Raw genomic sequence first — 26,641 nt, forward strand, 5'->3', positions numbered from 1 at the left:
TTGGCCATGACGCCGATGACGCTGACCGGATTCGGGACCTGCGCGCCGCGCGAACAACGCCCCTCCACGGCGCTGGACGCGGTTTTCGGCCAGGCCCCGGGATGGACCGAGAGCCAGTTCGGGATCGCCGTCCGCGGCGTCGCCTCGCCCGACGAAACCACCTCGGCCATGGGCGCGGAAGCCGCCCGCGAGGCCCTGGCCATGGCCGGTTGGGCGCCCGACGACCTGGACGTGATCATCGGCGCCTGCGGGGTGATGGAGCAGCCCATCCCCGGGACCTCGGTGCTGATCCAGCAGGCGCTCGGCCTGGGCAAGTCCGGCATCTGGGCCTTCGACGTCAACCAGACCTGCTTGTCCTTCGTCGCCGCCCTGGACGTGGCCGCCATGGGATTCGAGACCGGCCGCTTCCGCCGCGCCCTGATCGTATCCAGCGACATCGCCTCCGCCGGTCTGGACTGGGAGGCGCCGCATGCAGCGGCCATCTTCGGCGACGGCGCGGCGGCCGTCTGCGTCGAGGCGGGCGCGGACCGGAACGGCCCCGGCCTGCTGGCGCGCGGGTTCGAGACCTATGGCGACGGCAAGGATCTGGCGACCCTGCGCTCCGGCGGCACCCGCATCCGCATCGAGCACGGGCTTGAGGCCCTGACCGAGGGCGCGCGCTTCCACATGGACGCCTTCGGCATCTTCAAGGCCGCAGCCCGTTGCCTGCCCGACCTGGTCGACCGGGTGCTGGGCGAGGCCGGACTGACCCGCGAGACCGTCGATGTGATCGTCCCCCATCAGGCCAGCGCGCCCGGGGTCGAGCACGTGCGGCGGCTGATGGGCGGGGATCCGGCGCGGGTGATCGACATCTTCGCCGGCCGCGGCAACCAGATCGCCGCCTCCCTGCCGACCGCCCTGGCCGAAGCGCAGGCGACCGGCCTGCTGGGCTCCGGGAAGACAGTGCTGCTGCTGGGCACGGCCGCCGGCGTCAGCGCCGCCGCCGTGGTGATCCGCACATGAGCCGCCACGCCCTCGTCACCGGCGCCACCGGCGGACTGGGCCTGGCGCTGGTCGCCGCCCTGGTCGAGGCCGGGTACGCCGTGCGCGCCTCGGGCCGCAAGCCGGAAGCGCTGGAACGGCTCAGGGCCATGGGCGCCGAGCCCTTCGGCGGCGACCTGCTGGACCAGACCGACGCCGCCTGCCGCGATATCGACGTGGTCTTCCACGCCGCCGCCCTATCCAGTCCCTGGGGACCGGATGCGGACTTCGAACTGGCCAATGTCGAGCTGACCCGGCGCCTGCTGGCGGCGGCGAGGCGAGCGGGGGTGGACGGCTTCATCTTCGTCTCATCGCCTTCCGTCTTCGCGCGTTGGGGCGACCAGACCGGCCTGACCGAGGACAGCCCGCCCAACCCCAAGCCTCTGAACGCCTATTCCCGCACCAAGGGCGAGGCCGAGCGGCTGGTGCGCGCCGCCGACGCGCCCGGCTTCCGTACTGTCTCGCTTCGCCCCCGCGCCATCATCGGGCCGGACGATGCGGTCCTGCTGCCGCGCATCCTCAAACTGGTGAAGAAGGGCCGCTTCCCGCTGTTTCGGGGCGGCAAGGCCCTGGTCGAACTGACCGACAGCCGCGACGCCGCCCGGGCCTTCCTGCTGGCGGACCAGCATCGCGAGACCGCCGGGGGGCAGGTGGTCAACATCACCTCGGGCCGTCCCCTGCCGATCTCGGACCTGGTCCGGCGGCTGGGCGAGACACTGGGCGTCGAGGTGCGCATCGTGCCCCTGCCGCTGGCGCTGGGGCAGGTCCTGTCGGTGGCGTCCGAGGCGATCAGCCGCCTGTTGCCCGGACAGCCCGAGCCGATGCTGACGCCCTACACCCTGTCGACCCTGGCCTGGTCGCAGACCTTCGACCTCAGCGGGGCGAAGCGGCTGATCGGCTACGAGCCGCGCTATGATGCGGTCGAGACCGCCATGGCGGTAGCGCCGAAGCTGGCGGAGCGGGCATGACCCGCTGCCGGGTCCACATCCTGCGCGCCGGGGCCTGTTCGCATCCGGAGGTGATGACCCGCCGCGACGGATCGCTGAAACCCGCCGTCTTCCCGGCGCTGGCCGCCCTGATCGTCCATCCGGTCGAAGGCGCGATCCTGTTCGACACCGGCTATGATCCCGCCTTCTTCGAAGCGACGAAGGCCTTTCCGGAGGTACTCTACCGCTGGATGACCCCGGTCGACCTGCCGCCCGGCGAGACGGTGGCGGAGCAGCTTCCGGGCTTCGGCGTTCGGCCCGAGGAGGTGACGGCGGTGATCGTCTCCCACTTCCACGGCGACCATGTCGCGGGGCTGAAGCGGTTCCCCAAAGCCCGCATCTTCTGCGCGCGGGCGGGACTGGACCAGGTGCGCAGGCCGGGCCGGTTCGCCCGCGTCCGGCAGGGCGTGCTGGCCGACCTGGCCCCGGCCGACATCAACGCCCGCGCTGTCTTCTTCGAGGACCGGCCGCGCCTGCCCCTGGGCCCGGACCTGTCGCCGTTCGAGGACGGCGCGGACGTGCTGGGCGACGGTTCCCTGCTGGCGGTGCAACTGCCCGGTCACTGCCCCGGCCACTGGGGCCTGGTGGTGCGGCAGGACGACGGACAGACGCGCTTCCTCATCGCCGACGCCGCCTGGTCGAGCGGGGCCGTGCGCGACAACGTCCCACCGCCGCGCCTGACCACCGCCCTGCTGGGCCAGACCGGGCCGTGGCGCGACACCCTGACCGCCCTGCATGGGCTGTGGGACCGCAATCCCGCACTGCTGCTGACCCCGTCGCACTGCGGCGAGGTTCCCACCGAGACGGCCCATGTCGGCGATTGATCGTCCCGCCGTGCTGCGCGCCTGGCTGGACGCGCGCTGGACCGGGTCGCGGCTGACCACGCCCGCCGCCGTCGCCGCGCGGCAGGCCCGGCTGTGGCGACAGATGACGCCCGTCATCGCCCGCACCCCGGCCGTGGCCGACCTCGCCGGCCAACCGCTGGAAGCCTTCCCCATCCTGTCGCCGCAGGCGGTGCGCGACGCCTTCGACCGCTGGAACACCCTGGGCCTGACCCGCGCCGCCGCCGAAGCCGCGGCCCGGAGCGCCGAGACCGGCGGCTCGGGCGAGGTCGCGCCCGGCGTGGTGGCGGGCTTCTCCTCAGGGTCGTCGGGCGCGCCCGGGCTGTTCATCAGCAGCAAGGCCGAACGGGCCGCCTATCTGGGTCATATGATCGCGCGGCTGATGCCCAAGTCGGCCCTGTTCCGGAAGAAGCGGATCGGCCTCAGCCTGCGCGCCTCGTCCAAGCTGTACAGCGACGTGTCCGGGGCCGGGCCCTTCCGCTTCCTGTTCCTCGGGCTCGACGTCCCGGGCGAGGTGAAGCTGGAGCGCCTCGACGCCTTCGCGCCGCACATCCTGATCGCCCCGGCCCATGTGCTGGCCGACCTGACCCGGCGGGTGGAGGACGGTGCCCCCTGGCGGCCCGCCCGCCTGTTCTGGGGCGCCGAGCCCATGGGCGAGATCGAGCGCGACTGGATCGAGGCCACGCTGGAGAGCCGCCCCGCCCCCATCTACCAGGCCACCGAGGGCTTCCTCGGCGCGCCCTGCGTGCACGGGACCCTGCACCTGAACGAGGACGTGCTGATCGTCGAGCGCGAGCCCGTGCCGGGGACCAACCGCTTCCTCCCCATCATCACCGACCTGCGCCGTACGACCCAGCCGATGATCCGGCTGCGCCTTCCCGACATGCTGGAGCCGCTGTCCGCCCCCTGCCCCTGCGGCTCGGCCCGGACGGCGATCCGCCCGGTGGAAGGCCGGCTGGAGGACCTGTGGCGCTGGGGCGGGATCGCCATGCCGCCGCGCGCGGTGGAGGAGACGCTCAGCGCCGCCCTGGGGCCCGCCGAGGACTGGCGCGCCGTCGCCGGGCCGTCCGGTGTCGTGGTCGAGGCCGCGCCGGATCGGGTCGATGCAGCGTCGGAGGCCCTGCGCGCCCTGCTGGCGGAGCGCGGCGTGGCCGTCCCGGTCGAGGCCGGAGGCCCGCCGCCACCCGTCGAAGTCAAACGCCGCCGCGTGCGCTGGTCGGATGGCTGAGCGCGTCCTGGTCACCGGCGCCCGGGCCGTTTCGGCGCTGGATCTCGCCCGCGGCCTGCGCGCCGCCGGGTTCGAGCCGCACCTGGCCGACTGCGTCCCCGCGCGGCTGGCCCGCTGGTCGAACAGCGCCGGGCCGGTGCATCGCTACGCCTCGCCGGTGGCCCGGCCCGCCGCCTTCGCCGCCGACCTCCGCACCCTGATCGCCCGGCTGGAGCCCCGCTGGATCATCCCGGCCTGCGAGGAGGTCTTCCACCTTTCGGCGCTCGCCGCCGCCGAAGGCTGGTCTGACCGGCTGCTGGCGCCCGGTCCAGACAGGCTGGCGCCCCTGCACGCCAAGGACCGCTTCGCCGCCCTGTGCGCGCGGTTGTCCCTCCCCGTGCCGGAGACCCGCACAACGACCGACCCCGCGGGCCTCGCCGCCGCCGTCGCAGCCATGGGGGATGTGGTGGTCAAGCCGGTCTGGTCGCGCTTCGGCGGCCGGACGCGGATCTCGCCGTCCCCCGCCGATCTGGCGGCGCTCCGGCCGACGCCGGAGCAGCCGTGGGTCGTCCAGCGCCGCATTGTCGGCGAGGAAGTCTCCTTCTACGCCGTCTGCCACGCGGGCCGGATCACCGCCTTCGCCGCCTACGCCTCGGACTGGCGCCTGCCGGGCGGCGCCGCCTACGTCTTCCATCCAGCCCCCGCGCGCACCGCCGAGGCCCTGCACGCCATGGCCGAGGTTCTGGCCGCCGAGACCGGGACTGGCCAGATCGCCTGCGACGCCCTCGTCGACGACCAGGGACAGCCCTGGCTCATCGAGTGCAATCCCCGTGCGACCAGCGGCGTGCATCTGTTCGGGCGCAGCACCGCCTTCGGCCTGGCGCTGGTCGGACAGGGCGAAGCGACGCCCGATGATCGGCCCCGGCATCTCGGCCCCGCCCTGTGGCGCTACGGGCTGCCGCGCGGCCGGCTGGCCGCCTGGCGGGATCAGCGGCGCGACGGCCTCGACGCCCTGACCCTGCCCGGCGACCGGGGGCCTCTGGCGGGGGCGCTGGCGGATACGTTCGGCTTCACCCTGCGCGCCTTGCATCGGAATCAATCATTGACCGCCGCCATGACCGCCGACATCGAGTGGAACGGCGAGCCGCTGCCTCCTGACCGCTGGAGCCGCCCGTGACGCCCCTGCCCGAAAGCCTGTCCCGCAGTTGGCAGATCGCCGCCCTGTCCGGCGAACTGGAGCGCAGGCCGCTGGCCCGCACGATCGCTGATACGCCGCTGGCGCTGTTCCGCGGCGCGGACGGGCGGGCCGCGGCCCTGATCGACCGCTGCCCGCACCGCAACTATCCGCTGTCCGAAGGCCGGGTGGTCGAGGGCGCGGTCCAGTGTCCCTACCACGGCTGGCGGTTCGGGGCGGACGGCGCCTGCGTCGAGGTGGCGGGCTGCGATCTGGGCCAGGGAGAGGGTCTGCGACTGTCCGCCGCCGCCGTCGAGGCGAAGGAGATCAACGGCGCCGTCTTCGTGCGGCTCAAGCCCGGCGGACCGGACCTGCCCGACCTCGGCGTCTGGGACGCGGCGGATCACGATCACTTCTGGTGGGAGCAGGGCCTGTGGCGCGGCCGAACCCTCGACGCGCTCGAGAACGTCATGGATCCCTTCCATACCAACCATGTCCACGACGGAGTCATCCGCCGCAGCACGCGGCGCATGCCGGTGACCATGTCGATCCGCGCCGGCGAGACCTGGCTGGAATCGATCATCCGCCAGCCGCAACCGGATCTCGGCTGGATGTCCCGCCTGCTGGAGCCGCCGCGCGAGCGCAGCGTCACCCGCCTGCACGCGCCCAACATCATCCAGGCGCGGTGGGAGGGGCCGAAGGGACTGACCCTGCTGGTGACCGTCTTCTTCACCCCGGTGTCGGCCACGACCCTGAGGCTGTTCGCCCGCTTCACCACGCCGAAGGGGCGCGGTCCCGGCTGGCTGAAGCAGGCCGCGATCCGGCTGTTCATGGAGCGGGTGGTGGCTCAGGACAAGCACGCCCTGGCCACCCAGCTGGACAACATCGAACGCTTCGGCGCGCCGCGTTTCCTGCAGGGTCCCGGCGACTTCCCCGGTCCGCGGGTGGCGATGCTCTATCAGGGCCAGACGCTCGAACCGGCCGAGGAAGGCCCGTTCGACTGCCGGCTCTAGACCATTTTTGCTTCAGGTCGGATCGACCTGAATCCAAACAATGGTCCAGCATCAAACTTGAGCGAAATCTGAGCCCAGTTGGACTGCGTCCAACCCAACCGATTTCGCTCTGGCTCAGACCCCCGCCTGCGCCGCCGGACGGGCGCGGCTCGCCTCCAGCCAGCGGGCCAGATGGGTGAACTCCTCGGGCGGCCGGTATTTGATCAGCCGCGCGAAATCGAGCCCGACCACCGCCACGACGTCGGCGATGGTGAAGCGGTCCGCGGCGATGAACTCGTGGTCCGCCAGACGACGGTCGAGGGTGCGCATGAATTTCTCGGCCGCCAGCCGGTTGTAGTCGGCCACCTGCGGCACCTGCGTGGCCTCCAGCGCGACCAGGGCCGGGTGCGAGTGGCGCACGTTCAGCATGATCGGATTGGCCAGGTAGAACTCGCAGCGGCGGGTCCACATCTCGATCACCGCCTGCTCGCTGGCGTCACGTCCGAACAGGTTGGGCTCGGGATAGACCGACTCCAGATAGCGGCAGATGGCGACCGATTCCGAGATCGTCGTGCCGTCCTTCAGCTCCAGCGCGGGCACATGCGGCACGCCGACCCTTGCCCGGTACTCGGGCGTCCGGTGCTCGCCGACCATGATGTCGATCTCGACCAGTTCGACGTCCTGGACGCCCTTTTCGGCCATGACCCAGCGCACGCGGCGCGGGTTGGGGGCGCGGTGCGAGGTGTAGAGCTTCATGTGATCGGCCTTTCGGTTCAGCCGAATATGGAGGCCGGCATCGCGCCGACAATGGCGGCGCTCATCAGGGTGGCCAGGAAGCCCGCGAACAGCGCCTTCCACACCAGTCCCAGAACCTCTTCCCGTCGCTCGGGCATCAGCACGGACAGGCCGGTCACGGTGATGCCCACCGAACCGATGTTGGCGAAGCCGCACAGGGCGTAGGTCAGCAGCATACGGGTGCGCTCGCTTATGGCTCCGCCCGGCACGGCGCCCAGTTCCATGAAGGCCTTGAACTCGGTCTGGGTCAGTTTGACGCCCAGCAACAGGCCCGCCTCCCGGGCATCCGACCATTCGACGCCCGTCAGCCAGGCGACCGGGGCGAAGATCCAGCTCAACAGCCATTCAACGCTGATGCCAGGGAAGATCGCACCGACCATGATGTTCACCAGGGCCACCAGCGCCACAAAGACGATCAGCACCGCCGAGATGTTCAGCACCACCATCAGGCCGTCAGACGTGCCCTTCACGATGGCGTCGATGGCGCTGTCGTACTTCAGGGGCGAGTCATACTCGGCGAAGGCGCCGCCCTCGCCGGCCGTCTCCGGAATGATGATGCGGGCCAGCAGGATGCCCGCCGGCGCCGAAATGATCGAGGCGACCAGCACGTGCCCCGCGGCGTTGGTCAGGGTGCTTTCCAGCATCAGGGCGTAGGCCACCATGGTCGAACCGGCCACCGTCGCCAAACCGACCACCATCATCAGGAACAGCTCCGACCGGGTCAGCTTGTCCAGATAGGCGCGGATCACGATCGGGCTCTCGATCATGCCCAGGAAGATGTTGGCCGCCACCGCCAGCGCCGAAGCCCCGCCCAGCCCCATCGTCTTCTGGAACAGGATGCCGAAGCCATAGGTGATCCACTTCAGGATCTTCCAGTGCCAGAGCAGGGCCGACAGGGCGGAGATCACCAGGATCAGCGGCAGGACCTGGAAGGCGAAGGTGAACAGGCCCTGCTGGTTCTGCACCGCATAGGGCTGCGGATACTCCTCGCCGGCCAGATAGCCGAAGACGAAGTTCGTGCCCTCGCGCGTCGCCTTGGCCAGACCGTCCACGGCGCCGTTCACCGCGTGCAGGACCCCGCCCGAAGCCGGATTGAACAGCACCAGCACCAGCGCCGCCTGCACGATGATCGCGCCGATCGCCAGCTTCCAGGGGAAGGCGCGCTTGTTCTCGGACAGGCCCCAGCAGGCCGCCACGATGACGACAAGGCCAAGCAGGCTCTGGAGATTCAGCAGGCTGAACATCGATCTTCCCCGACCGACTCCCCGTCGGCCCCTTCAGCCCGTTGAACGCCACGCCGCCGCGTCTGGCAAGCGGAGCGTCAACCCGGTCCGAAATCTGGCCGCATAAGGCCACGCTTCCGCTCTTCTCCCGTCCACACTTCGCCCCGATCCGGGCGCGCCATCACGGAACCGTGATCATCACGGCGACTGGGAGAAATGACATGCGTAGGGCTCTGATGCTGGCCGCCGCCGGCGCACTGACGTTGTCCGCCTGCGGACAAGAACCCGCGACCGAGGGCTTCGACCGCGCCTCTGACGCTCCTGAGGGAGTCTCCGCTGAACCGTCCGCGGTCGCGAACCGCGCCGCGCGGACCAACACGATGCCGACCGTGCAGCAGATCACCCCGCAACCCACCCAGGCTTCCGCGCCGCTCGCCCCCGTGGCCCGCATCGCCTACGCCTTCGGTTACGTCTTGTCCGCGCCCAAGGACCGGGGGGCCGAGATGATGAGCCGGCACGAGCTCGCCTGCGCCTCCGCAGGAGCCGGCTATTGTCAGGTCGTCTCGGCCAACTCGGACTGGGCCTCGCGCCAGGCCGGCGGCAGGCTGGAACTGCGCGGCCAGCCTGAATGGATCAACCGCTTCCGCTCCGGTCTGGCGCTGGACGCCCGCAACGCCGGCGGACGACTGGAAAGCTCGATCACCGAAGGGGAGAACGTCACCCGCGACATCGACGTGGCCCAGACCGGATCGGCGACCACCGCCACGATCGCCGAGCGTATCCGCGACCTCCAGCGCCGTCAGGGCGGAACAGTGGATCAGCGCCTGGAGATCGAACGTCAGATCGCCGACCTGCAACGCCAGCAGGACGCCCAGCAGATCGAGTTGCGCGCGCTGAACGACCGCGTCCTGACCGCGCGCCTGACCATCGACTACCGCGAGGGCGGGGTCATGGCCGCCGGCAGCCCGACCCGACCGGTCGCCCGCGCGCTTCAGGATGCGTTCGGCCTGTCCATGGGCATGCTGGCGCTGCTGATCACGATGGGATCGGTGCTGCTGCCCGTCGCCGTGATCGGCAGCGCGGTCTGGTGGGCGGTGGTGCGGCGGCGCAAAGTCCGCGTCGCCGCCTGAAGCGGTCGCGTCAGAGCTGGCCGCGCACCAGCTTGCCGTAGTCTTCCATCAGGCCGAGGCTGAGGGCGCCGGGGGTGAAGCGGTATTCGCCGACTTCGCTCACCGGCGTCACCTCGGCGGCCGTGCCCGTCAGGAAGCATTCGCTGAAGGTCGCCAGTTCTTCCGGGCGGATATGGCGCACGATCACCTCGATGCCCTTGGCCTTGGCCATTTCGATCACCGTCTGGCGGGTGATGCCGTCCAGGATCGCGTCGATGGGCGGGGTGTGCAGCACGCCGTCCTGGACGAAGAAGACGTTGGCGCCGGTCGCCTCGGCGACATATCCGCGCCAGTCCAGCATCATCGCGTCCGAATAGCCGCGCTTCTCGGCGGCGGTCTTGGACATGGTGCAGATCATGTACAGGCCTGCGGCCTTGGCCGCCGACGGGGCGGTGGCGGGGTCCGGGCGGCGCCACTTGGCCCACTCCAGGCGGATCCCCTTCGCCTTGGTCTCCGGATCGAAGTAGCTGGGCCACTCCCACACGGCGATGGCCACGTGGGTCTTGTTGTTGATCGTCGAGACGCTGACCTGCTCCGGCCCGCGATAGGCCACCGGACGCACATAGCAGTCCGAAAGTCCCATCTTTTCGCAGGTTTCCTTGCAGGCGGCGTCGATCTCGGCCACGCTATAGGGAAGATCAAAATCCAGCAGGTTCGCGGAGCGTTGCAGACGTTCCGAGTGCGGCGTCAGCTTGAAGATTTCGCCGCCATACATACGCTCACCCTCGAAGACCGACGAGCCGTAATGAAGGGCATGGGTCAAAACGTGCGTTTTCGCTTCCCGCCAGGGCACGAAATCGCCGTCCATCCAGATCCAACCGTCACGATCGTCGAAAGGAACGAAGGCCATTGAAGAACGTCTCCCGCGAAATCACTCGGGTTAGACCCGCCGGAATCGCTCAGGTCAACGCCTGTCGCGCCTCTGAGGTCGCATCCGCATGAGCGACGTTCGCGCCTATGGCCGCTCGGGCCCCATCGCCGGACCCGGCGCAGGCCGTCACCTGCTGGTCGTCGACGACGACGACCGCATCCGTGAGCTGCTGAAAGAATTCCTCACCCGCGAGGGTTATCGGGTCACCGGCGCCGCCCACGCGGCGGCCGCCAAGCGTCTTGTCGAACTGATCGAATTCGACCTGATCGTGCTGGACGTTATGATGCCCGGTGAAAGCGGCTTCGACCTGACGACCTGGATTCGGTCGAAGGCCGAGACCTCCAAGACCCCCGTCCTGCTGCTGACCGCCCGCGGCGATCCGGATGATCGTATCGAAGGACTGTCCCGCGGCGCCGACGACTACATGTCCAAGCCGTTCGATCCGCGCGAACTGGCCCTGCGCATCGACGCCATCCTGCGCCGCACCGGCGGCAAGCCGCTGACCCCGCGCGAGATCAAGCTGGGACCGGCGGTGTTCGACATGGAGCGGCTGGAACTGCTCAAGGACGGCAAGCCCCAGCGCCTGACCGAGGCCGAGGCCCAGCTTCTGAAGACCCTGGCCATCCACGCCCACGCCCCGGTGGAGCGCATGAGCCTGTCGCCCGACACCGCCGACATCACCGGCCGCGCCGTGGACGTGCAGGTCACCCGCCTGCGCCGCAAACTGGAAGCCGACCCCAAGAACCCGCGCTACCTCCAGACCGTGCGCGGCATCGGCTACATGCTGGCTCCGGACTGATCGCGTCATGCGGCTTCTGCCCGCGACCTTGTGGCCGCGCTTCCTGAAGCGGCGCCTGCCGACCTCGCTGTGGGGCCGGTCGCTGCTGATCATCGTCCTGCCGGTGCTGGTCATGCAGGTGGCCGTGACCTGGGCCTTCTTCGACATGCACTGGCAGACGGTGACCGCGCGCCTGTCCGACGGGCTGGCGGGCGATATCGCCTGGGCCGCCGAAAGCTACGCCGACGATCCGACGCCTCAGAACCTGGACGTCATCGCCGAGCGGGCGCAGCGCTCCATGTCCCTGTCCATCGCGCTGCAGGAGGGCGAGGTCCTGCCCCGCGACAGGCGGCGCGGCGCCATCGGGGTCATCGACCGCACCCTGGAGAAGGCGCTGAAGGCGCGGATCGACCAGCCGGTCTGGTTCGACACCACGCGCTACCCCGCCTACGTCGATATCCGGGTGCAGCAGCCGCAGGGCGTACTGCGCATCATCGCCCCGCGGGAGCGCGCGGTGGCGACCCAGGCCCACATCTTCGTCCTGTGGCTGCTGGTCGCCACCGTCCTGCTGATGGGTGTCGCCATCCTGTTCATCCGCAACCAGGTGCGCGCCATCGAGCGGCTGGCCGAGGCGGCGGAGGCCTTCGGCCGGGGCGAGCCGCGCGAACGCTTCAAGCCCTCGGGCGCGCGCGAGGTCCGGGCCGCGGCCCAGGCCTTCATGAACATGCGCGACCGCATCCAGCGCCATATCGACCAGCGCACCGCCCTGCTGGCCTCGGTCAGCCACGACCTGCGCACACCCCTGACCCGCCTGCGGCTGGAACTGGCCCTCGCTCCTCCGTTCAAGCGCGCCGAGGCCATGCGCGGCGACATGGACGAGATGGAGCACATGATCGACGAATACCTGGCCTTCGCCCGCGGCGAGGCCGGGGAGCCCGCGCAGGAGATCTCCATCGCCGGCCTGCTGACCGCCGCCGGCGAGGACGCCCGCCGCGCCGGCGCCGAGGTCGAGGTGAGCGCGCCCGAAGACCTGACCGCCTCGCTTCGCCCGCTGGCCTTCAAGCGCGCGATCAGCAACCTGGCGGGCAACGCCGCCGCCCACGGCGAACATGTGCGGCTCAGCGCCCGCCCCCTGCCCTCCGGCGGCCTCGAGATCGCCATCGAGGATGACGGCCCGGGCATTCCCGACGACATGCACGAAGAGGCCTTCCGGCCCTTCTCGCGCCTGGACGACTCCCGCAACCAGAACCACAAGGGCGTCGGCCTGGGTCTGGCGATCGCGCGCGACGTGGCGCGCGGCCACGGCGGCGACATCACCCTGGAACGCAGCGACATGGGCGGCCTGCGCGCTGTGATCCGCCTGCCGGGCTAGGCCCCGCCGCGCGGGCATTGCGAAGCGGGGCCACTAGGCCCATTTTATGGACGGATCGGGGGCGATCTGGAGAGCCTGACCATGCGCAATCTCACCTTTATCGTTCCATTCGCCGTAACCGCCGCCCTCGCCGGCGCCGCCCTGGCCGAACCGGCCTCGGTCAACGTGACCGTCGGCGCCCAGCTGCAGGACAAGGTCGAAGAACTGGGCCCGCGCGAAGTGCGTGAGCAGTCCGACCGGCTGGTTCAGCTCGTGACCCAGGCCGTCGCCGAGACGCCCGCCCTGAACGGCGCGCGGATCGATCTGGTCCTGACCGATCTCAAGCCCAACCGTCCGACCTTCCAGCAGATCTCGGAACGCCCCGGGCTCGACCCGATGCGCAGCATTTCCATCGGCGGCGCGGAGATCGAGGGCCAGATCACCCTGGCCGACGGCACGGTCCAGCCGGTGCGTTATGAGTGGTTCTCGAACACGCTCGCGGATGTGCGCGGCTTCACCACCTGGCAGGACGCCGACCGCGCCTTCCGCCGGTTCAGTTCGAACCTCGCCACGGGGCGTTACGTCAACCGCTAGAATGATCGCGCCCGGTCCACGGCGGCCCTGATGGCGGCCTCGGCCGCGCGCTTCAGGTCGCCGCTGTCGGCCATTGCGTCCAGCCCCGCCCGGGTCGTGCCCCCCGGCGAGGCGATGCGGGCGATCAGGGCGTCCAGCCCCTCCCCCGTCTCCAGTCCGGCGCCCGCCGAGCGCAACGCGCCCCGCGCCAGACGCGCCGCCGCCTCCGGCGACAGGCCTTGCGCCACGCCGGCGTCCGCCAGCGCCTGCACGAAGGCGTAGATGAAGGCGGGAGCCGACCCGGCCACGGCGGTCGCCGCGTCCATCAGTCCCTCGTCCTCCAGCGGCGCCACATCGGCCACCGGAGCGAACAGGGCCTGCGCCGCCCTGAGGGCGCGCGCGTCTTCAGACCAGACCGCCGCCACGCCCTGCCCTTGCGCCACCGCCGTGGTCGGCATGATCCGCGCCACCGGACGTCCTGCGGCGGCGAAAAGGTCGTCCGCCCGCACGCCCGCCATCACGGACAGCAGCACGGCTTCGGGATTCAGATACGGCGCCAGCGGCGCCAGGACTTCGCGCCACATCGCCGGCTTCACCGCCAGCACCACGGTCTTCGCCGGGCGCAGGACGTCCAGGGGCGGATTGATCCGCGCGCCAAGGGCCCGCGCCGCCTCGGCGGCGGGCTTCTCGGACGGCGTCAGGATGATCAGGTCGCGCGCCTCGACCGCGCCGGTCGCCAGCCAGCCCTCGAGCATGGCCGAACCCAGACGGCCGCAGCCCACCAGGACCAGGCCGTCACGGGAGACATCGGAGGTCATGGGATCAGGCGGTGCCGACCGTCTCGAACAGGCAGGCGTCGATCGCCTCCTGCGGCTTCTTCGATCCGCGGATCATGAAGTCGAAGGCCGGATAGTAGCGGTCGGCGGCTTCCACCGCGGCGTCAATCATCGACGCGGCCTGGGCCAGGGTCGGACGCTCGCCCAGCGGCAGGGCCAGCGAATGGCGGAAGACGATTTCGCCGTCCTCGGCCCAGACCTCGAAATGGCCCATCCAGGTGCGCTGGTTGATCAGGCCGACCAGTTCATAGGCGGCGGTGCGTTTCGACTTGGCGGCCTGCAGGTCCAGCGCGCAGCACAGTTGAAGGCAGTCGCCCTCCGGACGCCAGGCGAACCACAGCTCATAGTCCTTCCAGTCGCCGGCCAGCGAGAAGGCCAGATCGCCCTCGTCGGTCCGGTCGAACGGAAGGTTTTCCGCCACCAGCACATGCTCGACCACGTCCAGAGGATCGTAGGGCGTGTCGATTTCTTCGGGCCGCGCGGCGTCCATCAAGTCTTCCTTGGGCGCGACTCACGCCCTGTTAAGGAACCGTAGGCGGGTTCGCAGATTCGGCTCAACCGGCTGCGTCCTGAGGGGGAACCGACGCTGTGGACGTTCCCTTACGAGGCGTCTTCGGGGCCTTCAGGGCGGCAATTTCCGCACGCAAAGCCGTGACTTCCGCCTTCAGCGCGTCGAACTCGTCTCTCCGTACAAGGTCCATTTCGGCGACGAAACGGTCGGCCTGGGCGCGCATGGCGGTCTTGGCTTCCTCGCCCGCCGCCTGGGCCAGTCCCATGGCGCCGGTGGTCAGTTTGGAGAACTCATCGAGGAAGGGATTACGGGTCTGCATGGCTTTCAGGCGCTCCGACTCACACTGGCGAGCATCGTTAATGAAGGTTGAGCCGATATGGTGAACGAAACCTTGTCGAGCATGCGGCGAAAGCGCCGATCCGGCGTTACGGAAATTTCGGGGACGGGATCGGCGACGCTTGCTAAACCACGTTTCCGAGGAAACGCCGTCAGGAGCGCCCGTGCAATTTCCCGAGTTCGATCCGGTGCTGATCAGCATCGGCCCGCTGGATATCCGCTGGTACGCCCTCGCCTATGTGGCGGGCATCGTCCTGGGGTGGTGGTACGCCGCCCGCATCATCAAGACGGACCGCTTGTGGGCGCCCGGCAAGGCGCCGATCAACACTCAGCAGCTGGACGACCTGGTCCTGTGGGTCACCCTCGGCATCATCCTGGGCGGCCGTCTCGGCTACGCCCTGTTCTATCAGCCGCACCTGTACGGGCAGCTGTTCATGGGCCCCGACAACTTCGCCCTGTTCCGGCTGTGGGACGGCGGCATGTCCTTCCACGGCGGCCTGCTGGGCTGCACCCTGGCCGTGGTGGTCTTCGCCCTGCGCTCGAAGGTGCGCATCCTGAGCGTGGGCGACGTGGCCCTGGCCGCCGCGCCCTTCGGCCTGATGTTCGGCCGCCTGGCCAACTTCATCAACGGCGAGCTCTGGGGCCGCGAGACGACCGTCCCCTGGGCCGTCCGCTTCTGCAACGACAGCATCCAGCGGATGTACGGCTTCTGCCCCGCGGGCAATGAACCGCGCCACCCCAGCCAGCTGTACGAGGCCGGGCTGGAGGGGATCTTCCTGTTCGGCCTGCTGGCCTTCGCCATCTGGAAGGTCGGCCTGCTGCGCAAGCCGGGCTACGTCACCGGCCTGTTCCTGCTGGGCTACGGCCTGATCCGCGCCACGCTGGAAACGGTGCGCCAGCCGGACGCCGGTCTGGACCATCTGCCGCTCGGCCTCACCATGGGGATGATCCTGTCGACGCCGATGATGCTGGTCGGAGCCTGGCTGATCTGGCGCGCCTGGAGCCGCCCGCCCGTCTCGGCCTGACGCCATGAGCCTGAAGGAACGGCTGGCGCGCGAGATCGCCCTCACCGGGCCGATGACGGTGGCCGACTTCGTGACCCGCTGCCTGCATGATCCGCAGGGCGGTTACTACGCCACGCGGCCCGCCATCGGCGCGACCGGCGACTTCATTACCGCGCCGATGATCAGCCAGATGTTCGGCGAGCTGATCGGCCTGTGGGCCATCGAGCTGTGGCGTCGGCTGGGCGCGCCCGAACGGGTGCGGCTGGTCGAGGTCGGCCCCGGCGACGGCACCCTGATGGCCGACGCCCTGCGCGCCGCCCGTCTGGCCCCGGACTTCCTCGAAGCGGTCGACCTGATCCTGATCGAGCCCAGCGCCCCTCTGCGCGCCGCCCAGGCCCGCATGCTGGCCGACAGCGACGTGCATCCGCGCTGGGTCTCGGCCCTGGACCGGGTCGAGACCGACGCCCCCGTGATCCTGATCGCCAATGAGGTGCTGGACTGCCTGCCCGCCCGCCAGTTCGTGCGCACCGAGGACGGCTGGGCCGAGCGCCGCGTGGGCGTCACCGACGACGGCGCGCTGCAATTCGGACTGGTGAAGATCACCGGCGGCTTCAAACGGCCCGCCTATGAGGTCGAGCCCGGCCAGACCCTCGAGATTTCCGAGCAGCAGGCGGGCTTCGGCCGCGATCTGGCGACCCTGGTCAAGGCCGCCTCGGGCGCCGCCCTGCTGATCGACTACGGCCGCGCCAAGCCCGAGGCCGGCGACACCCTGCAGGCCCTGCGCCGCCACCAGAAGGTCGATCCCCTGGCCGATCCGGGTGAGGCCGACCTGACTCAATGGGCCGACTTCCCCATCGTGCTGGAAGCCGCCGTCCATGCAGGCGCCGACGTGACCGGCTGCCTGGGCCAGGGCGAGTTCCTGAAGCTGCTGGGCATCGAGCACCGCGCCGAGCGGCTGAAGTCCGGCCGCCCCGACGCCGCCCCGGTCATCGACCGCCAGCTGGGGCGCCTGACCGGCGACGACCAGATGGGAACCCTGTTCAAGGCCTGCGCGATCTTCTCTCCGCATACCCTGGTGGTTCCCGGGTTCGAGGACTGATCATGTCGCTGGAGCCGATCCGACATCCGCTGCTGGACCGCGCGGGCATCCGCCACGGCTTCTTCACGCGGCAGGGCGGCGTCTCCAGCGGCATTTACGACAGCCTGAACGCTGGCTTGGGCTCTACGGATGACGCCGCCGCCGTCGCCGAAAACCGCCGCCGGATCGCCGCCCACATGAGCGGCCTGCCGGACGACCTGGCCGCCTGCTACCAGATCCATTCCGCCGTGGCCCGCGTGGCCGAGGCCGGCTGGAAGGGGGAGCGGCCAGAGGGCGACGCCACGGTCACCGCCGCGCCCGGCGTCATCTGCGGCGTCCTGACCGCCGACTGCGCCCCCGTGTTGCTGGCCGATCCGGACGCCGGGATCGTCGGCGCGGCCCATGCGGGCTGGAAGGGCGCGCTGGGCGGCATCGTCCATTCCACCGTCGCCGCCATGCAGGCCCTGGGAGCCCAGCCGTCGCGCATGGTCGCCGTCGTCGGGCCCTGCATCGCCCAGGCGTCATATGAAGTCGGCGCGGATTTCGAGGAACGCTTCGCCCACCACGATCCGGGCAGCGAACGCTTCTTCTGCCCCGGCTCCGCCGCCGACAAACGCCTGTTCGACCTGCCCGCCTTCGTCCTGTGGCGCCTGGAGCAGGCCGGCGTGGGCGAGGCGGCCTGGACCGGCCACGACACCCGAGCGGACGCGGTGCAGTTCTTCTCGAACCGCCGGGCCTATCTGAACGCCGAGCCGGACTTCGGCCGCCTGATGAGCGCGATCAGCCTGGGCTGAAGGCCCGGCCTAATGCGCCGCCCGCGCCGACAACCATCCGAGCGCGATATCCAGTCCGTCGCCGCCCTGCGGTTTGTCGGGCGCGGTAATGAACAGGCCATGCCCCGCCCCTTCCATTTCGCGATAGTCCACGGTGACGCCGGGGCGCTGCGCGAGGGTTTCCGCCAGAAGGCGCGCCGACGAGACCGGTGAGGCCGTGTCCGCGCTCCCATGGACGATCATCACCGCCCCCTGCCAGCCATCCAGTTGCCCCGTGCAATCCAGAGGCAGCGCCGACCACCACCAGATTTCCGGATTGCTCTGACCCAGCCAGGTCTGGCCCATACGAGGGTCGGTCCGCACGCGCTCCATCTGCGCCGCGAAGCCGCCGCCGCTGTCTTGGGTCACCTGCCGCATGTCCGCTTCGAAAGCGGCGCCGCCGGCCGTGCTCAGCAGGGCCAGGGCGGCGACATCGGTCGTCGCGCCCGCCGCGCCGCAGGCCGCCATGCCCCCCGACGAGGTCGCGATGATCTGGAAACCGCCGGAGGCCGGCAGCCCCAGTTCGCGCTTCAGCCGGGTCATGGCGCGAATAACGTCCAGCGCGCGCTGGGATTCGACCGAGGTCTGCTCATAGGTCGGACCGCAGATGTTGGCGTCAGCGCCCGCGCCTTCCTTGTCGACCGCCACGACCCAGCGGGTGGGGGCGCCATCGACGACGCGGCGCGTCCATTGGCGGTGCTCGCCCGCCTTGCAGTCCGAACCGCCCAGAACCAGGGTGGCGGCGTTGGTTCCCTCGCCCCGGTCCCAGACCACGATATCGATGGTGGTTCCGTCACCGCGCGTGACTTCCACGCGGCGGGGGCTCGAGAAGGCGTCGGAGGCGACGGCCGGGCTACAAGCGAGCCCCAACGCCAGCGCCGTCAGGAGTCGCAAAGGCTTAAGGCGTTTCAAGAACTTCACCCCCAAACAACATCAGTCCGAACAGGACTGACGGCTTCTCGGAGGGGTCACAAGTTCTTAAAAATTAAAAGAATTTCACCCGGCCATCGCCAGCTCGGGCACGCGCACGACTTCGCGCCAGGCCTGCGGGTTGGCCAGCAGTTCGCGGACCAGCAGGTTGTTGATCGCGTGGCCGGCCTTCACGCCCTCATAGCGGCCCAGCAGGGGCGCGCCGAGCACGTACAGGTCGCCGATGGCGTCCAGCGCCTTGTGCTTCACGAACTCACGCTCCATGCGCAGCCCGCCCGGGTTCAGGATCTGGTCGCCGTCGATGACCACGGCGTTCTCCAGCGAGCCGCCGCGGGCCAGGCCGGCCTTGCGCAGGGCCTCGACCTCATGGGCGAAGCCGAAGGTGCGGGCGGCCATGATCTCGTCGCGGAAGGTCTGCTCGTCGACCACGAAGTCCACGACCTGGTTGCCGATGACCGGGGTGTCGAAATCGATCTCGAACCGCATCTCATAGCGGTCGCAGGGCAGCAGGGCGGCGCTCTTGTCGCCGTCCTGAACCCGGATCGGCTCAAGGATCTCGATATAGCGCACCGGTTCCGGCTGACGGCGGAACCCGGCCCGATCCAGCAGTTGGACGAACTGCAGCGCCGAACCGTCCAGGATCGGCAGCTCGGGGCCGTCCACCTCGACCACGGCGTTCGACACGCCCAGGGCGGCGAAGGCGGCCATCAGGTGCTCGATGGTCGACAGGCGCACGCCGGCGGCGTTCTCGATCATGGTGTTCAGGCGGGCGTCGATGACGGCCTCGCCCGAGACGGGGATGCGGTTGTCGCGATCGGTGATGTCGGTGCGCACGAAGACGATTCCCGTGCCGACCGGCGCCGGGCGCACGGCCAGGCGCACACGGTCGCCCGTGTGCACGCCCACGCCGGCGATGATCGCGGGCGCGACGGTCGTCTTCTGGAGATGGTCGTTGCGGACCGACAAACTCAAACTCTCTGCATCTTTGCGTTCCGCCTCTGCGTGCGGAGTTCGCCCCACGCACGGTCTAGAGGATGGTGAACAAGCGGAAAATCAAAGTCGGGTTTCGGATTGTTTCGGTCTGAAACAGGACCCCGCCCGTAAGGCGAAGAGGATCACGTCCGGTTCCTTGCCCGCCGGGCGCGCACATCGGGCGCCGCGCGAAGCGGCTTTCTCGACCGCTCGCCCATGCAAAACCGCCCCGGAGTCTCCTCCGGGGCGGCGATGCAGGCGATGCGCAGGGGGTCTAGTTGGCCAGGCGACGCAGGAAGGACGGGATCTCGAGATCGTCCTCGGCCTGGCCCAGTTCCGGCTCGACGGTCGGCTGGGTTTGAGTGGTCTGGCGCATTTCCGTCTGGCGATTGCCGCCCGCCGGATAGGTCGGTTGCGGCTGAGTGCGCTTCTTGCCGAACAGGCTCCAGCCGCTCTTGCGGTGGTCCCGGTCGTCATAGTCGTCGTACGCCGGTTCCGGACGCGGCGCGGGCTCGGCCGCGGCGGCGGCGCGGTCCAGGTACAGCTCGCCCTGGGCCTGCGGGGTCTTTTCGACGGCCGAACGCGGGCCGGACTCATATTCCTCGACCCACGGATCGACGATCGGCTCCAGCGTGCGCTCTTCGGCGACGTGGATGACCGGCTCCGGCCGGGCCTCGGGGGCCTGGGCTACAGCGCCGTACGTCGGCTGAGCGGATTGAAAGGTGGGGACGATCGGCGCCTCTTCGGCGCGGTTGCGCAGTTCGGCGCGGACCGGCTCGGCCGCACGTTCGGTGCGAACCGGCTCCGGCGTGCGCGGCGCGAAGGCGGGGGCCGGACGGCGGGTCTCGAAGACCGAGCCGGTCGACGGCGGGGCCTTGGCCGCGGCCAGGTCTTCCATCCCGGTCGCGACGACCGAGACGCGGATCTTGCCGTCCAGGGCGGGATCGAAGGCAGCCCCGAAGATGATGTTGGCGTCCGCGTCCACTTCGCCGGCGATGGCGTTGGCGGCCTCGTCGACTTCCAGCAGGGTCATGTCCATGCCGCCGGTGATGTTCACCAGCACGGCCTTGGCGCCCTTCAGCGAGGTTTCGTCCAGCAGCGGGTTGGCGATGGCGTTCTGGGCCGCCATCAGGGCGCGGTCGTCGCCCGTGGCCTCGCCGGTGCCCATCATCGCCTTGCCCATCTCGGACATGACGGCGCGCACGTCGGCGAAGTCCAGGTTGATCAGGCCGGGCAGGATCATCAGGTCGGTGATCGAGCGGACGCCCGAGTGCAGCACCTGGTCGGCCATGCCGAACGCGTCGGCGAAGGTCGTGCGCTCGTTGGCGACGCGGAACAGGTTCTGGTTCGGGATGACGATCAGGGTGTCGACGTAGCGCTGCAGCTCGGCGATGCCGGCCTCGGCCAGGCGCATGCGGTGACGGCCTTCGAAGGTGAAGGGCTTGGTCACCACGCCGACCGTCAGGATGCCGCGGTCACGGGCGCATTTGGCGATGACGGGGGCCGCGCCGGTGCCGGTGCCGCCGCCCATGCCGCAGGTGATGAAGACCATATGGGCGCCGTCCAGGTGCCCGAAGATTTCCTCGGCGGATTCCTCGGCGGCGTTCATGCCGACCTCGGGGTGGGCGCCGGCGCCCAGGCCTTGCGTGATCGTCTCGCCCAGCTGGATGCGGCGGTCGGTCTTGGCGAACGACAGGTGCTGCGCGTCGGTGTTGGCCACCACGAACTCAACGCCCTCGAGACCGGCGTCGATCATGTTGTTGACGGCGTTCCCGCCGGCTCCGCCGACGCCGAACACGACGATGCGGGGCTTCAATTCCGTAGCTTGCGGACGCACCAGCGAGAGAGACATGTTTTCCGACCCTAATTCCGACCCTGCCCTTGCAGTCCCAATGCGAGAACCCCGCCGAATCGCATTGGTTATGAGCGCGTTAAGGAAGCGCCCGAACTGCTTAAGGGAGTGTTACCGGATAGGCTGAGTCGGAGCTCCAGCCACGAGTTTCATTAACCTTCACAACAGAAAACGCCCCTTCGGCGGTGGATGACGCCGGTCGGGCCTTCGTATCGGCGCAACGAAAAAGGGCGGCTCTTTCGAGCCGCCCTTTCCGTTTCAGATCAGACCGGACTTACCAGGGACGGTAGTTCAGGCCGATGTTGAAGCGGCGACCGTAGGGGTCGAACGAGCTGACCAGCGCGCCCGCGTTCAGCCACGCGGGCTGCTCGGCGTCGAAGATGTTGGTCACGCCGGCCGACAGGGTCAGGTCGTCGCGAACGTTGAAGCGAACGTTCAGGTCGTGACGGGCGAAGTTGCCGGTCTCGATGTAGTTCACGTCCGAAGCGTCCGGGTTGCGGACGAAGTCACGCAGGAACGAGATGTTCTGCGACGACTGCCAGTCGACACCCCAGGTCACGGTCAGGGCGTCGGTCGGAGCCCACGCCAGTTGCGAGGTCAGACGAACGCGCGGGAAGAAGACCGTGCTCGCCGATTCCGTGAAGTCGTTCGGGTCAGCGATGTTGTTGAAGTTCTTCTGCTCGATCAGCCACGACCCGCGCAGGGAGTAGTTGAACGTGCCGAAGTTGCGGCCGAACAGCTCTTGCGAGTCGAAGCTGTAACGGGCGGTGAAGTCCAGGCCGCGGGTGGTGCGCTTGGCGTAGTTGTACGACTGCTGGACGAAGGTGGTGACCAGGAAGCTCGTGCCGCTACGCGTGATGCTGTCGCAGAACTGTTGGTTCAGCGTCGGCGTCGGGCCAGCGGGCTGGCCGTTGTCCGGACCGTTGACGCAGAGGTTGGCGGCGGTCTGGGCCGTAACCGAGGCGATCACGTCGTCGATCTGGATCTCGTAGTAGTCGAGGACCAGCGAGAAGTTCGGGATGAACCGCGGCTGGAGGCCCACCGTGAAGGTGAAGCTGTCCGAGGTTTCCGGCTTCAGGTTGCGGTTACCGGCGTTCACACCGGCGATCGAACCCGCGCCGTATTGGCCGTTGTCGATCGGGGTGTAACGGACGGTGCCGTCGCCGTCGTTGATGTCGCTGTAGTCGAAGGTCAGGCCCGTGACGCCCCGCTGCGCCGCCAGAGCGGTACAGTTCTGGATCCGGCGGCTACGCAGGTTCGGGTCGCTGAGTTGCGAGATGACCCGGGCGTCGCAGGAGTCCGTGAAGCCGTTGGCGAAGGTCTGCGCGGTGCCGCGGAAGCCTTCGAACAGCGTCGGAGCGCGGAACGAGGTGTTGTAGCTGGTCTTGAAGGTGATGTCCGGGATCGGACGGTAGACCAGGTTCACGCCGTAGACGTCCGCGTTGCCGTACAGATCGTAGTCGGCGTAGCGGTACGAGGCCGACAGTTCGGCGTACTCGCCCAGCCAGTGATCGCGGATCAGCGGCAGGGAGATTTCGGCGAAGGCTTCCTTGGACTCGTAGGAGGCTTCCGGCATGTCGGCGCCGGTGTTCAGGAAGAGCCAGCGACCGCGGGTGTCGGCGTCACGACCGATGCCCGAAGCGATTTCCTTGCGGTATTCGCCGCCGATGGCGACGCCCATCTCACCCGCGCCCAGCACGTCCCACAGACGGCCGGCCAGCGAGAAGATCGCGTTGTGCTGTTCGTTCTGCTCGCGGACGGTCAGGTCGGCGTAGACGTAATCCAGGGCTTCCTGCGACTGGTTGCCCGGGCCGAACACGTTCAGCGGCTTACAGTTGTCGATGGCCGACGGATCGGTCGCACGCAGGCTCTTGTCGTAGGCCAGCGTGGTGAGGTTCTGCGAGCCCGGACGGTAGTCCGCGACGAACTGGCCCTGACGGTCCAGCAGGCGCGCACGGCAGACGATGGCGCCGACGGTGCCCAGGGCGCCGGTCGTGTCGACCACGGCGTCTTGCGCCAGGCCGAAGCGCAGGATGTCGACGCCCTCTTCGCGGTTCTCGTTCTCCATCTTGCCGTAGGTGTAGGACAGGTCCCACGCCAGGTCGCGGATGAAGCCGAAGTCGCCCAGGTCGCCGTTGCCGCCGACGACGTAACGCTGCACGTCGCGGGTGTTGAACTGCTTCCGGTCGTTCGAGAAGAAGCGGTGACGGGCGAAGGCGCCCGGCGTCAGGCCGTCAGCCGTACCTTCCGGGTTCGTCGGAGCGCCCGGACCGCTGGCGGTGCCGGCGCCGTATTGCTGGTAGCGGTTTTGCGAGATCAGCGTGCGCAGGCTGGCCGGCAGGAAGGCGTTGTCCAGACGGGTGATGAAGGTCTGGTTGTTGAAGATCGGCTGAACTTCGTTGGCGCCGACGATGCGGAAGGTCTGGACAGCGCCCGGAGCCGCGCTGGCGCGGGTCACGACTTCCACGCCGTCACGGATGATGACGTCGCCGAACACCGGCTGGGTGATGATGTCGGTTTCTTCGGTCGTGTACTTGGCTTCAGCATACAGGTTGATGCTGTCCGACAGACGGAAGTTCAGGCCGGTCTGGAAGCGGCTCGAAACCGAACGCGGCGTGGCGGTGTCGCCCGAGAACTCGGTGTTCGGGTTGATGCCGTCGCCGCCGATGTTCAGCGTGCGGTTCAGGCCGGTCTGGCTGACGCGGACGCCGAAGTTGGCCAGACGCGGGGTCGTGCCGTCGTACAGGTAGGTCTTGCCCGGCTCCAGGTTGAAGCAGTTGCTGCTGGGCGCGACGAAGTTCAGGTTGCCCAGGCCGTCGGCGAAACCAGCGCGGCTGCCGCAGGCGCCGGCCGGAACGTCGGGGTCGGTGGTCGCGCTCGGACGTTGCGTGTTGGCCAGGACGGTGACGCCCCAGGGCATGCGCGACAGGGTGCGCAGGCCGCTGTACAGCAGCGAGTCCATCTGGTTGTCGTACGGCGCGGCGGTCGGATCGGCGTCGTTGCCGACCAGCAGCGAGGCGTCGCGCAGCCAGTCGATGTCGGCCGGGCGGATCCGGTCGATGTCTTCGTGCTCGGCGAACAGATAGACGTTCAGACGGTCGTCGAGGAAGTTGTGACCCAGCAGGGCCGCGATATCGATGTTGGCTTGGCCGTCTTGGTTGATCTGACGGTAGCGGGCGTCGATTTCCAGACCTTCGAAGTCTTTGCGCAGGACGAAGTTCAGCACGCCGGCGACGGCGTCAGCGCCGTAGACCGACGAGGCGCCGCCGGTGACGATTTCGATGTTCTCGATCAGCAGACGCGGGATCGAGTCGACGTCGACGGCCAGGGTGCCGGACGAGGACGAGACGTGGCGACGGCCGTCAACCAGGGTCAGGGTGCGGGTCGAACCCAGCGAGCGCAGGTTGGCCAGCGACAGACCGCCGATGTTCAGCGAGCCGGTGGTGTCCGACGGAACCTGCGAGTTCGACAGGGCCGGGATGGTGGCCAGGTAGTCGATGACGGTCGCTTGGCCGGTTTCCAGCAGCTGCTCGCGGTTCACCTGGATCAGCGGGGTCGGCGAGTTGGTCGGGTCACGACGGATACGCGTGCCGGTGATGACGACTTCGCCGAGGTCGGTCGCGTCTTGGGCGGACTCGCCCTGGACGGTGACGCCCGGAAGTTGGCTCTGCGCGAAGGCCGGAGCCGCCACAGCCATGACCCCCGCCAGGATCGTCGTGCCAAAGAGGTACTTGCGCTTGATTAGCATGTGTTGGGCCCCAACCGATGATGATGCAGGACGCAGCGACCGTCACAGAACGGCACACTGCTTCTCTCGGCACGCTAGCAGCAAAGATGGCGGCGACAAGAGAATGTGGCCGCACGGCGACCACTCAAGACCTCGGTTGTTACAATCCGGACACAGTCTCGCCATCCAAGCGAGAAAAACCGCCCCTTGCGGCGAGATAGCGGCAAAATGCGACCTTGCGGGCGTCGCGGCTCGCCTCGGCGGCGCCTTAAAGGTTCTCGCGCAGCCAGCCCGCGGCGCGGGCCACCAGGCCGCCGGCGTGGGCGCGGGGGGCGTCCGCGGCGGTGATCTGCCGGGACATCAGCTTGCGGGCCGAAACGGCTTCGCGCGGGCCGTAGGCGGCCCGCAGCAGCACGCCCGCGGCCGAACAGAAGGCCGGGCCGGAGGCGGCGTCGGCCAGGTGAGGCGCCCGTTGGGGCTTGCCCAGGCGGACCGGGCGGTCGAACACCCGCACCGCCAGTTCGCGCACGCCGTTCAGCTGGCTCGCGCCGCCGGTCAGGACCAGGCCGGCGCCCGGCTCCAGGCCCACGCCGGCGCTGCGCAGGCGGTCGCGGAGCAGCTCCAGCGTCTCCTCCACGCGCGGGGCGATGACGGTCTTCAGCATGGCGCGCGGCACCACGACCGGCCCGGCGGACGGATCCTCGCCGCGCGGCGGGGCCTCCAGCATCTCGCGGTCCTCGTTCGCCGAGGCCATGGCCGAGCCGTGCAGGGTCTTGAGCCGCTCGGCCCCCGCACGGGAGGTCGACAGGCCGCGGGCGATGTCCGCGGTGACATGGTCGCCGCCGACGTTCAGCGATTCGATGTGCAGCAGGCTGCGTCCGCCCCAGACCGCCGCCGAGGTCGCGCCGCCGCCCATGTCGATGCAGACGCAGCCGAGATCCATCTCGTCGTCTTCCAGCGCGGCCAGCGACGAGGCCACCGGCGCGGCGACCACGCCCTGCAGGTCCAGGTGCGCCAGTTCGAGGCAGTGGCTCAGGGCCGTGAAGGCGCTCTCGGCCATGGAGACGACCAGCAGGTCGAGGCCCAGCGAATGGCCGCGCATCGAGCGCGGATCGTGCACGCCACGCGCCCCGTCGACCGACCAGGCGATCGGCAGGACGTGGATCGGACGGCGGTTGGGCAGGCGAATCTGCGCCAGGGCCATGCCGATGGCGCGGGCCAGGTCGGCGTCGCCGACCGGGTTCTGGCTCAGGGAGACGCGCGACTGGACGCGGTGGCTGGCCATCTGGCCGATGGCCGTGGTGACGACGACGCCCGAGACGGGAGAGCCCGCCGCGCGCTCGGCGCGCTCGACGGCGTGGCCGATGGCCTGGGCGGCCTCGTCCATGCTGATGATGCCGCCGCCCTTGATGCCGCGCGACTGAACGTGGCCCGCGCCGGCGACCCGGATGGTCCGGTCGGCGTGACGCACGCCCTCGGGCTTCATGATGAAGCAGCCGACCTTGGACTGACCCAGGTCGAGCGCGGCCACGACCGGCGCGCGGCCCGCCGCGCCCCGACCATCAACAGATTTGTCCACAGACCGTCCGGCCATCCCCTGCC

The 26,641-nt window shown here is 69.4% G+C and carries 24 protein-coding genes; 13 read left to right on the forward strand and 11 right to left on the reverse strand.

Going from position 1 to position 26,641, the window contains the following annotated elements; genetic code table 11:
• Positions 1 to 6 precede the first annotated feature (6 nt).
• From AC07NB_RS16300 to AC07NB_RS16325, 6 genes are read left to right on the forward strand one after another with little or no spacing between them, the layout of a single operon-like run.
• Entirely contained in the window at positions 7 to 1,002 is a 996-nt protein-coding gene (locus AC07NB_RS16300) for a 3-oxoacyl-[acyl-carrier-protein] synthase III C-terminal domain-containing protein (RefSeq protein WP_492313699.1), read from the forward strand.
• The gene (locus AC07NB_RS16305; RefSeq protein WP_494572349.1) at positions 999 to 1,988 is read left to right on the forward strand and encodes an NAD-dependent epimerase/dehydratase family protein; all 990 of its coding nucleotides are present in this window, start codon (positions 999 to 1,001) and stop codon (positions 1,986 to 1,988) included. The genes AC07NB_RS16300 and AC07NB_RS16305 overlap by 4 nt, the downstream gene beginning before the upstream one ends.
• A complete protein-coding gene (locus AC07NB_RS16310; RefSeq protein ID WP_494572348.1) occupies positions 1,985 to 2,830 on the forward strand; it encodes an MBL fold metallo-hydrolase in 846 nt (281 codons plus the stop codon). Before AC07NB_RS16305 ends, AC07NB_RS16310 begins: the two co-directional genes overlap by 4 nt.
• Complete coding sequence (locus AC07NB_RS16315) at positions 2,817 to 4,076, forward strand: cell division protein FtsA (RefSeq protein ID WP_494572347.1); 1,260 nt, start codon at positions 2,817 to 2,819, stop codon at positions 4,074 to 4,076. Before AC07NB_RS16310 ends, AC07NB_RS16315 begins: the two co-directional genes overlap by 14 nt.
• On the forward strand, positions 4,069 to 5,232 hold the full coding sequence (locus AC07NB_RS16320) for an ATP-grasp domain-containing protein (protein ID WP_494572346.1): 1,164 nt from the start codon (positions 4,069 to 4,071) through the stop codon (positions 5,230 to 5,232). Before AC07NB_RS16315 ends, AC07NB_RS16320 begins: the two co-directional genes overlap by 8 nt.
• Entirely contained in the window at positions 5,229 to 6,242 is a 1,014-nt protein-coding gene (locus tag AC07NB_RS16325) for a Rieske 2Fe-2S domain-containing protein (RefSeq protein ID WP_494572345.1), read from the forward strand. Before AC07NB_RS16320 ends, AC07NB_RS16325 begins: the two co-directional genes overlap by 4 nt.
• Before the next feature lie 114 nt (positions 6,243 to 6,356).
• Here AC07NB_RS16325 and AC07NB_RS16330 read toward each other — a convergent pair whose 3' ends face one another.
• Entirely contained in the window at positions 6,357 to 6,977 is a 621-nt protein-coding gene (locus AC07NB_RS16330) for a glutathione S-transferase family protein (protein ID WP_494572344.1), read from the reverse strand.
• A 17-nt stretch (positions 6,978 to 6,994) separates the two neighbouring features.
• Complete coding sequence (locus AC07NB_RS16335) at positions 6,995 to 8,260, reverse strand: NupC/NupG family nucleoside CNT transporter (protein WP_291834202.1); 1,266 nt, start codon at positions 8,258 to 8,260, stop codon at positions 6,995 to 6,997.
• 200 nt (positions 8,261 to 8,460) lie between these two features.
• Here AC07NB_RS16335 and AC07NB_RS16340 point away from each other — a divergent pair, with 200 nt between their 5' ends.
• Positions 8,461 to 9,369 carry a DUF4349 domain-containing protein gene (locus AC07NB_RS16340; protein WP_494572343.1) on the forward strand — a complete coding sequence of 303 codons (909 nt, stop codon included), beginning with the start codon at positions 8,461 to 8,463 and terminating at the stop codon, positions 9,367 to 9,369.
• 10 nt (positions 9,370 to 9,379) lie between these two features.
• Here AC07NB_RS16340 and AC07NB_RS16345 read toward each other — a convergent pair whose 3' ends face one another.
• On the reverse strand, positions 9,380 to 10,258 hold the full coding sequence (locus AC07NB_RS16345; protein ID WP_291834196.1) for a branched-chain amino acid aminotransferase: 879 nt from the start codon (positions 10,256 to 10,258) through the stop codon (positions 9,380 to 9,382).
• 88 nt (positions 10,259 to 10,346) lie between these two features.
• Between AC07NB_RS16345 and AC07NB_RS16350 the strand changes: the two genes are divergently transcribed.
• From AC07NB_RS16350 to AC07NB_RS16360, 3 genes are all read left to right on the forward strand, one after another.
• The gene (locus AC07NB_RS16350; RefSeq protein ID WP_291834193.1) at positions 10,347 to 11,078 is read left to right on the forward strand and encodes a response regulator; all 732 of its coding nucleotides are present in this window, start codon (positions 10,347 to 10,349) and stop codon (positions 11,076 to 11,078) included.
• Between the two features lie 7 nt (positions 11,079 to 11,085).
• Positions 11,086 to 12,429, forward strand: a complete 1,344-nt coding sequence (locus tag AC07NB_RS16355) for an ATP-binding protein (protein ID WP_291834189.1) — start codon at positions 11,086 to 11,088, stop codon at positions 12,427 to 12,429.
• Between the two features lie 81 nt (positions 12,430 to 12,510).
• Positions 12,511 to 13,002, forward strand: a complete 492-nt coding sequence (locus tag AC07NB_RS16360; RefSeq protein WP_291834186.1) for a hypothetical protein — start codon at positions 12,511 to 12,513, stop codon at positions 13,000 to 13,002.
• On the opposite strand, the gene proC is transcribed toward AC07NB_RS16360, so the two are convergent.
• From proC to AC07NB_RS16375, 3 genes are all read right to left on the reverse strand, one after another.
• On the reverse strand, positions 12,999 to 13,799 hold the full coding sequence (gene proC / locus AC07NB_RS16365) for a pyrroline-5-carboxylate reductase (RefSeq protein WP_494572342.1): 801 nt from the start codon (positions 13,797 to 13,799) through the stop codon (positions 12,999 to 13,001). The two genes, AC07NB_RS16360 and proC, sit on opposite strands and share 4 nt — an antisense overlap.
• A 4-nt stretch (positions 13,800 to 13,803) precedes the next feature.
• Positions 13,804 to 14,307: a type III secretion system chaperone family protein gene (locus tag AC07NB_RS16370; protein WP_291834181.1), complete on the reverse strand. Its 504-nt coding sequence runs from the start codon at positions 14,305 to 14,307 to the stop codon at positions 13,804 to 13,806.
• 64 nt (positions 14,308 to 14,371) lie between these two features.
• Entirely contained in the window at positions 14,372 to 14,647 is a 276-nt protein-coding gene (locus tag AC07NB_RS16375) for an accessory factor UbiK family protein (protein WP_291834207.1), read from the reverse strand.
• Between the two features lie 181 nt (positions 14,648 to 14,828).
• Here AC07NB_RS16375 and lgt point away from each other — a divergent pair, with 181 nt between their 5' ends.
• The 3 genes from lgt to pgeF are packed head-to-tail and all read left to right on the forward strand — an operon-like array spanning position 14,829 to position 17,540.
• Positions 14,829 to 15,689 carry a prolipoprotein diacylglyceryl transferase gene (lgt, locus tag AC07NB_RS16380; protein ID WP_494572341.1) on the forward strand — a complete coding sequence of 287 codons (861 nt, stop codon included), beginning with the start codon at positions 14,829 to 14,831 and terminating at the stop codon, positions 15,687 to 15,689.
• 4 nt (positions 15,690 to 15,693) lie between these two features.
• Positions 15,694 to 16,767, forward strand: coding sequence for a class I SAM-dependent methyltransferase (locus tag AC07NB_RS16385; protein ID WP_494572340.1), 1,074 nt, complete (start codon positions 15,694 to 15,696; stop codon positions 16,765 to 16,767).
• Between the two features lie 2 nt (positions 16,768 to 16,769).
• The gene (gene pgeF, locus AC07NB_RS16390; protein WP_494572339.1) at positions 16,770 to 17,540 is read left to right on the forward strand and encodes a peptidoglycan editing factor PgeF; all 771 of its coding nucleotides are present in this window, start codon (positions 16,770 to 16,772) and stop codon (positions 17,538 to 17,540) included.
• Positions 17,541 to 17,549: 9 nt separating this feature from the next.
• Here the strand turns inward: pgeF and AC07NB_RS16395 are convergent, their stop codons facing one another.
• The 5 genes from AC07NB_RS16395 to ftsA form a co-directional block, all read right to left on the reverse strand.
• Positions 17,550 to 18,371: an alpha/beta hydrolase family protein gene (locus AC07NB_RS16395; RefSeq protein ID WP_494572338.1), complete on the reverse strand. Its 822-nt coding sequence runs from the start codon at positions 18,369 to 18,371 to the stop codon at positions 17,550 to 17,552.
• A 183-nt stretch (positions 18,372 to 18,554) separates the two neighbouring features.
• Positions 18,555 to 19,454 (reverse strand): UDP-3-O-acyl-N-acetylglucosamine deacetylase, encoded by a 900-nt coding sequence (gene lpxC, locus AC07NB_RS16400; RefSeq protein WP_291834169.1) that lies wholly within the window; start codon positions 19,452 to 19,454, stop codon positions 18,555 to 18,557.
• A gap of 280 nt (positions 19,455 to 19,734) precedes the next feature.
• Positions 19,735 to 21,312 (reverse strand): cell division protein FtsZ, encoded by a 1,578-nt coding sequence (gene ftsZ, locus AC07NB_RS16405; protein WP_494572337.1) that lies wholly within the window; start codon positions 21,310 to 21,312, stop codon positions 19,735 to 19,737.
• A 274-nt stretch (positions 21,313 to 21,586) separates the two neighbouring features.
• A complete protein-coding gene (locus AC07NB_RS16410; RefSeq protein WP_494572336.1) occupies positions 21,587 to 25,060 on the reverse strand; it encodes a TonB-dependent receptor domain-containing protein in 3,474 nt (1,157 codons plus the stop codon).
• Between the two features lie 247 nt (positions 25,061 to 25,307).
• The gene (gene ftsA, locus AC07NB_RS16415) at positions 25,308 to 26,633 is read right to left on the reverse strand and encodes a cell division protein FtsA (RefSeq protein WP_492313716.1); all 1,326 of its coding nucleotides are present in this window, start codon (positions 26,631 to 26,633) and stop codon (positions 25,308 to 25,310) included.
• Between the last annotated feature and the right edge of the window lie 8 nt (positions 26,634 to 26,641).

The sequence above is a fragment of the Brevundimonas sp. GW821-FHT09G01 genome (assembly GCF_059416065.1).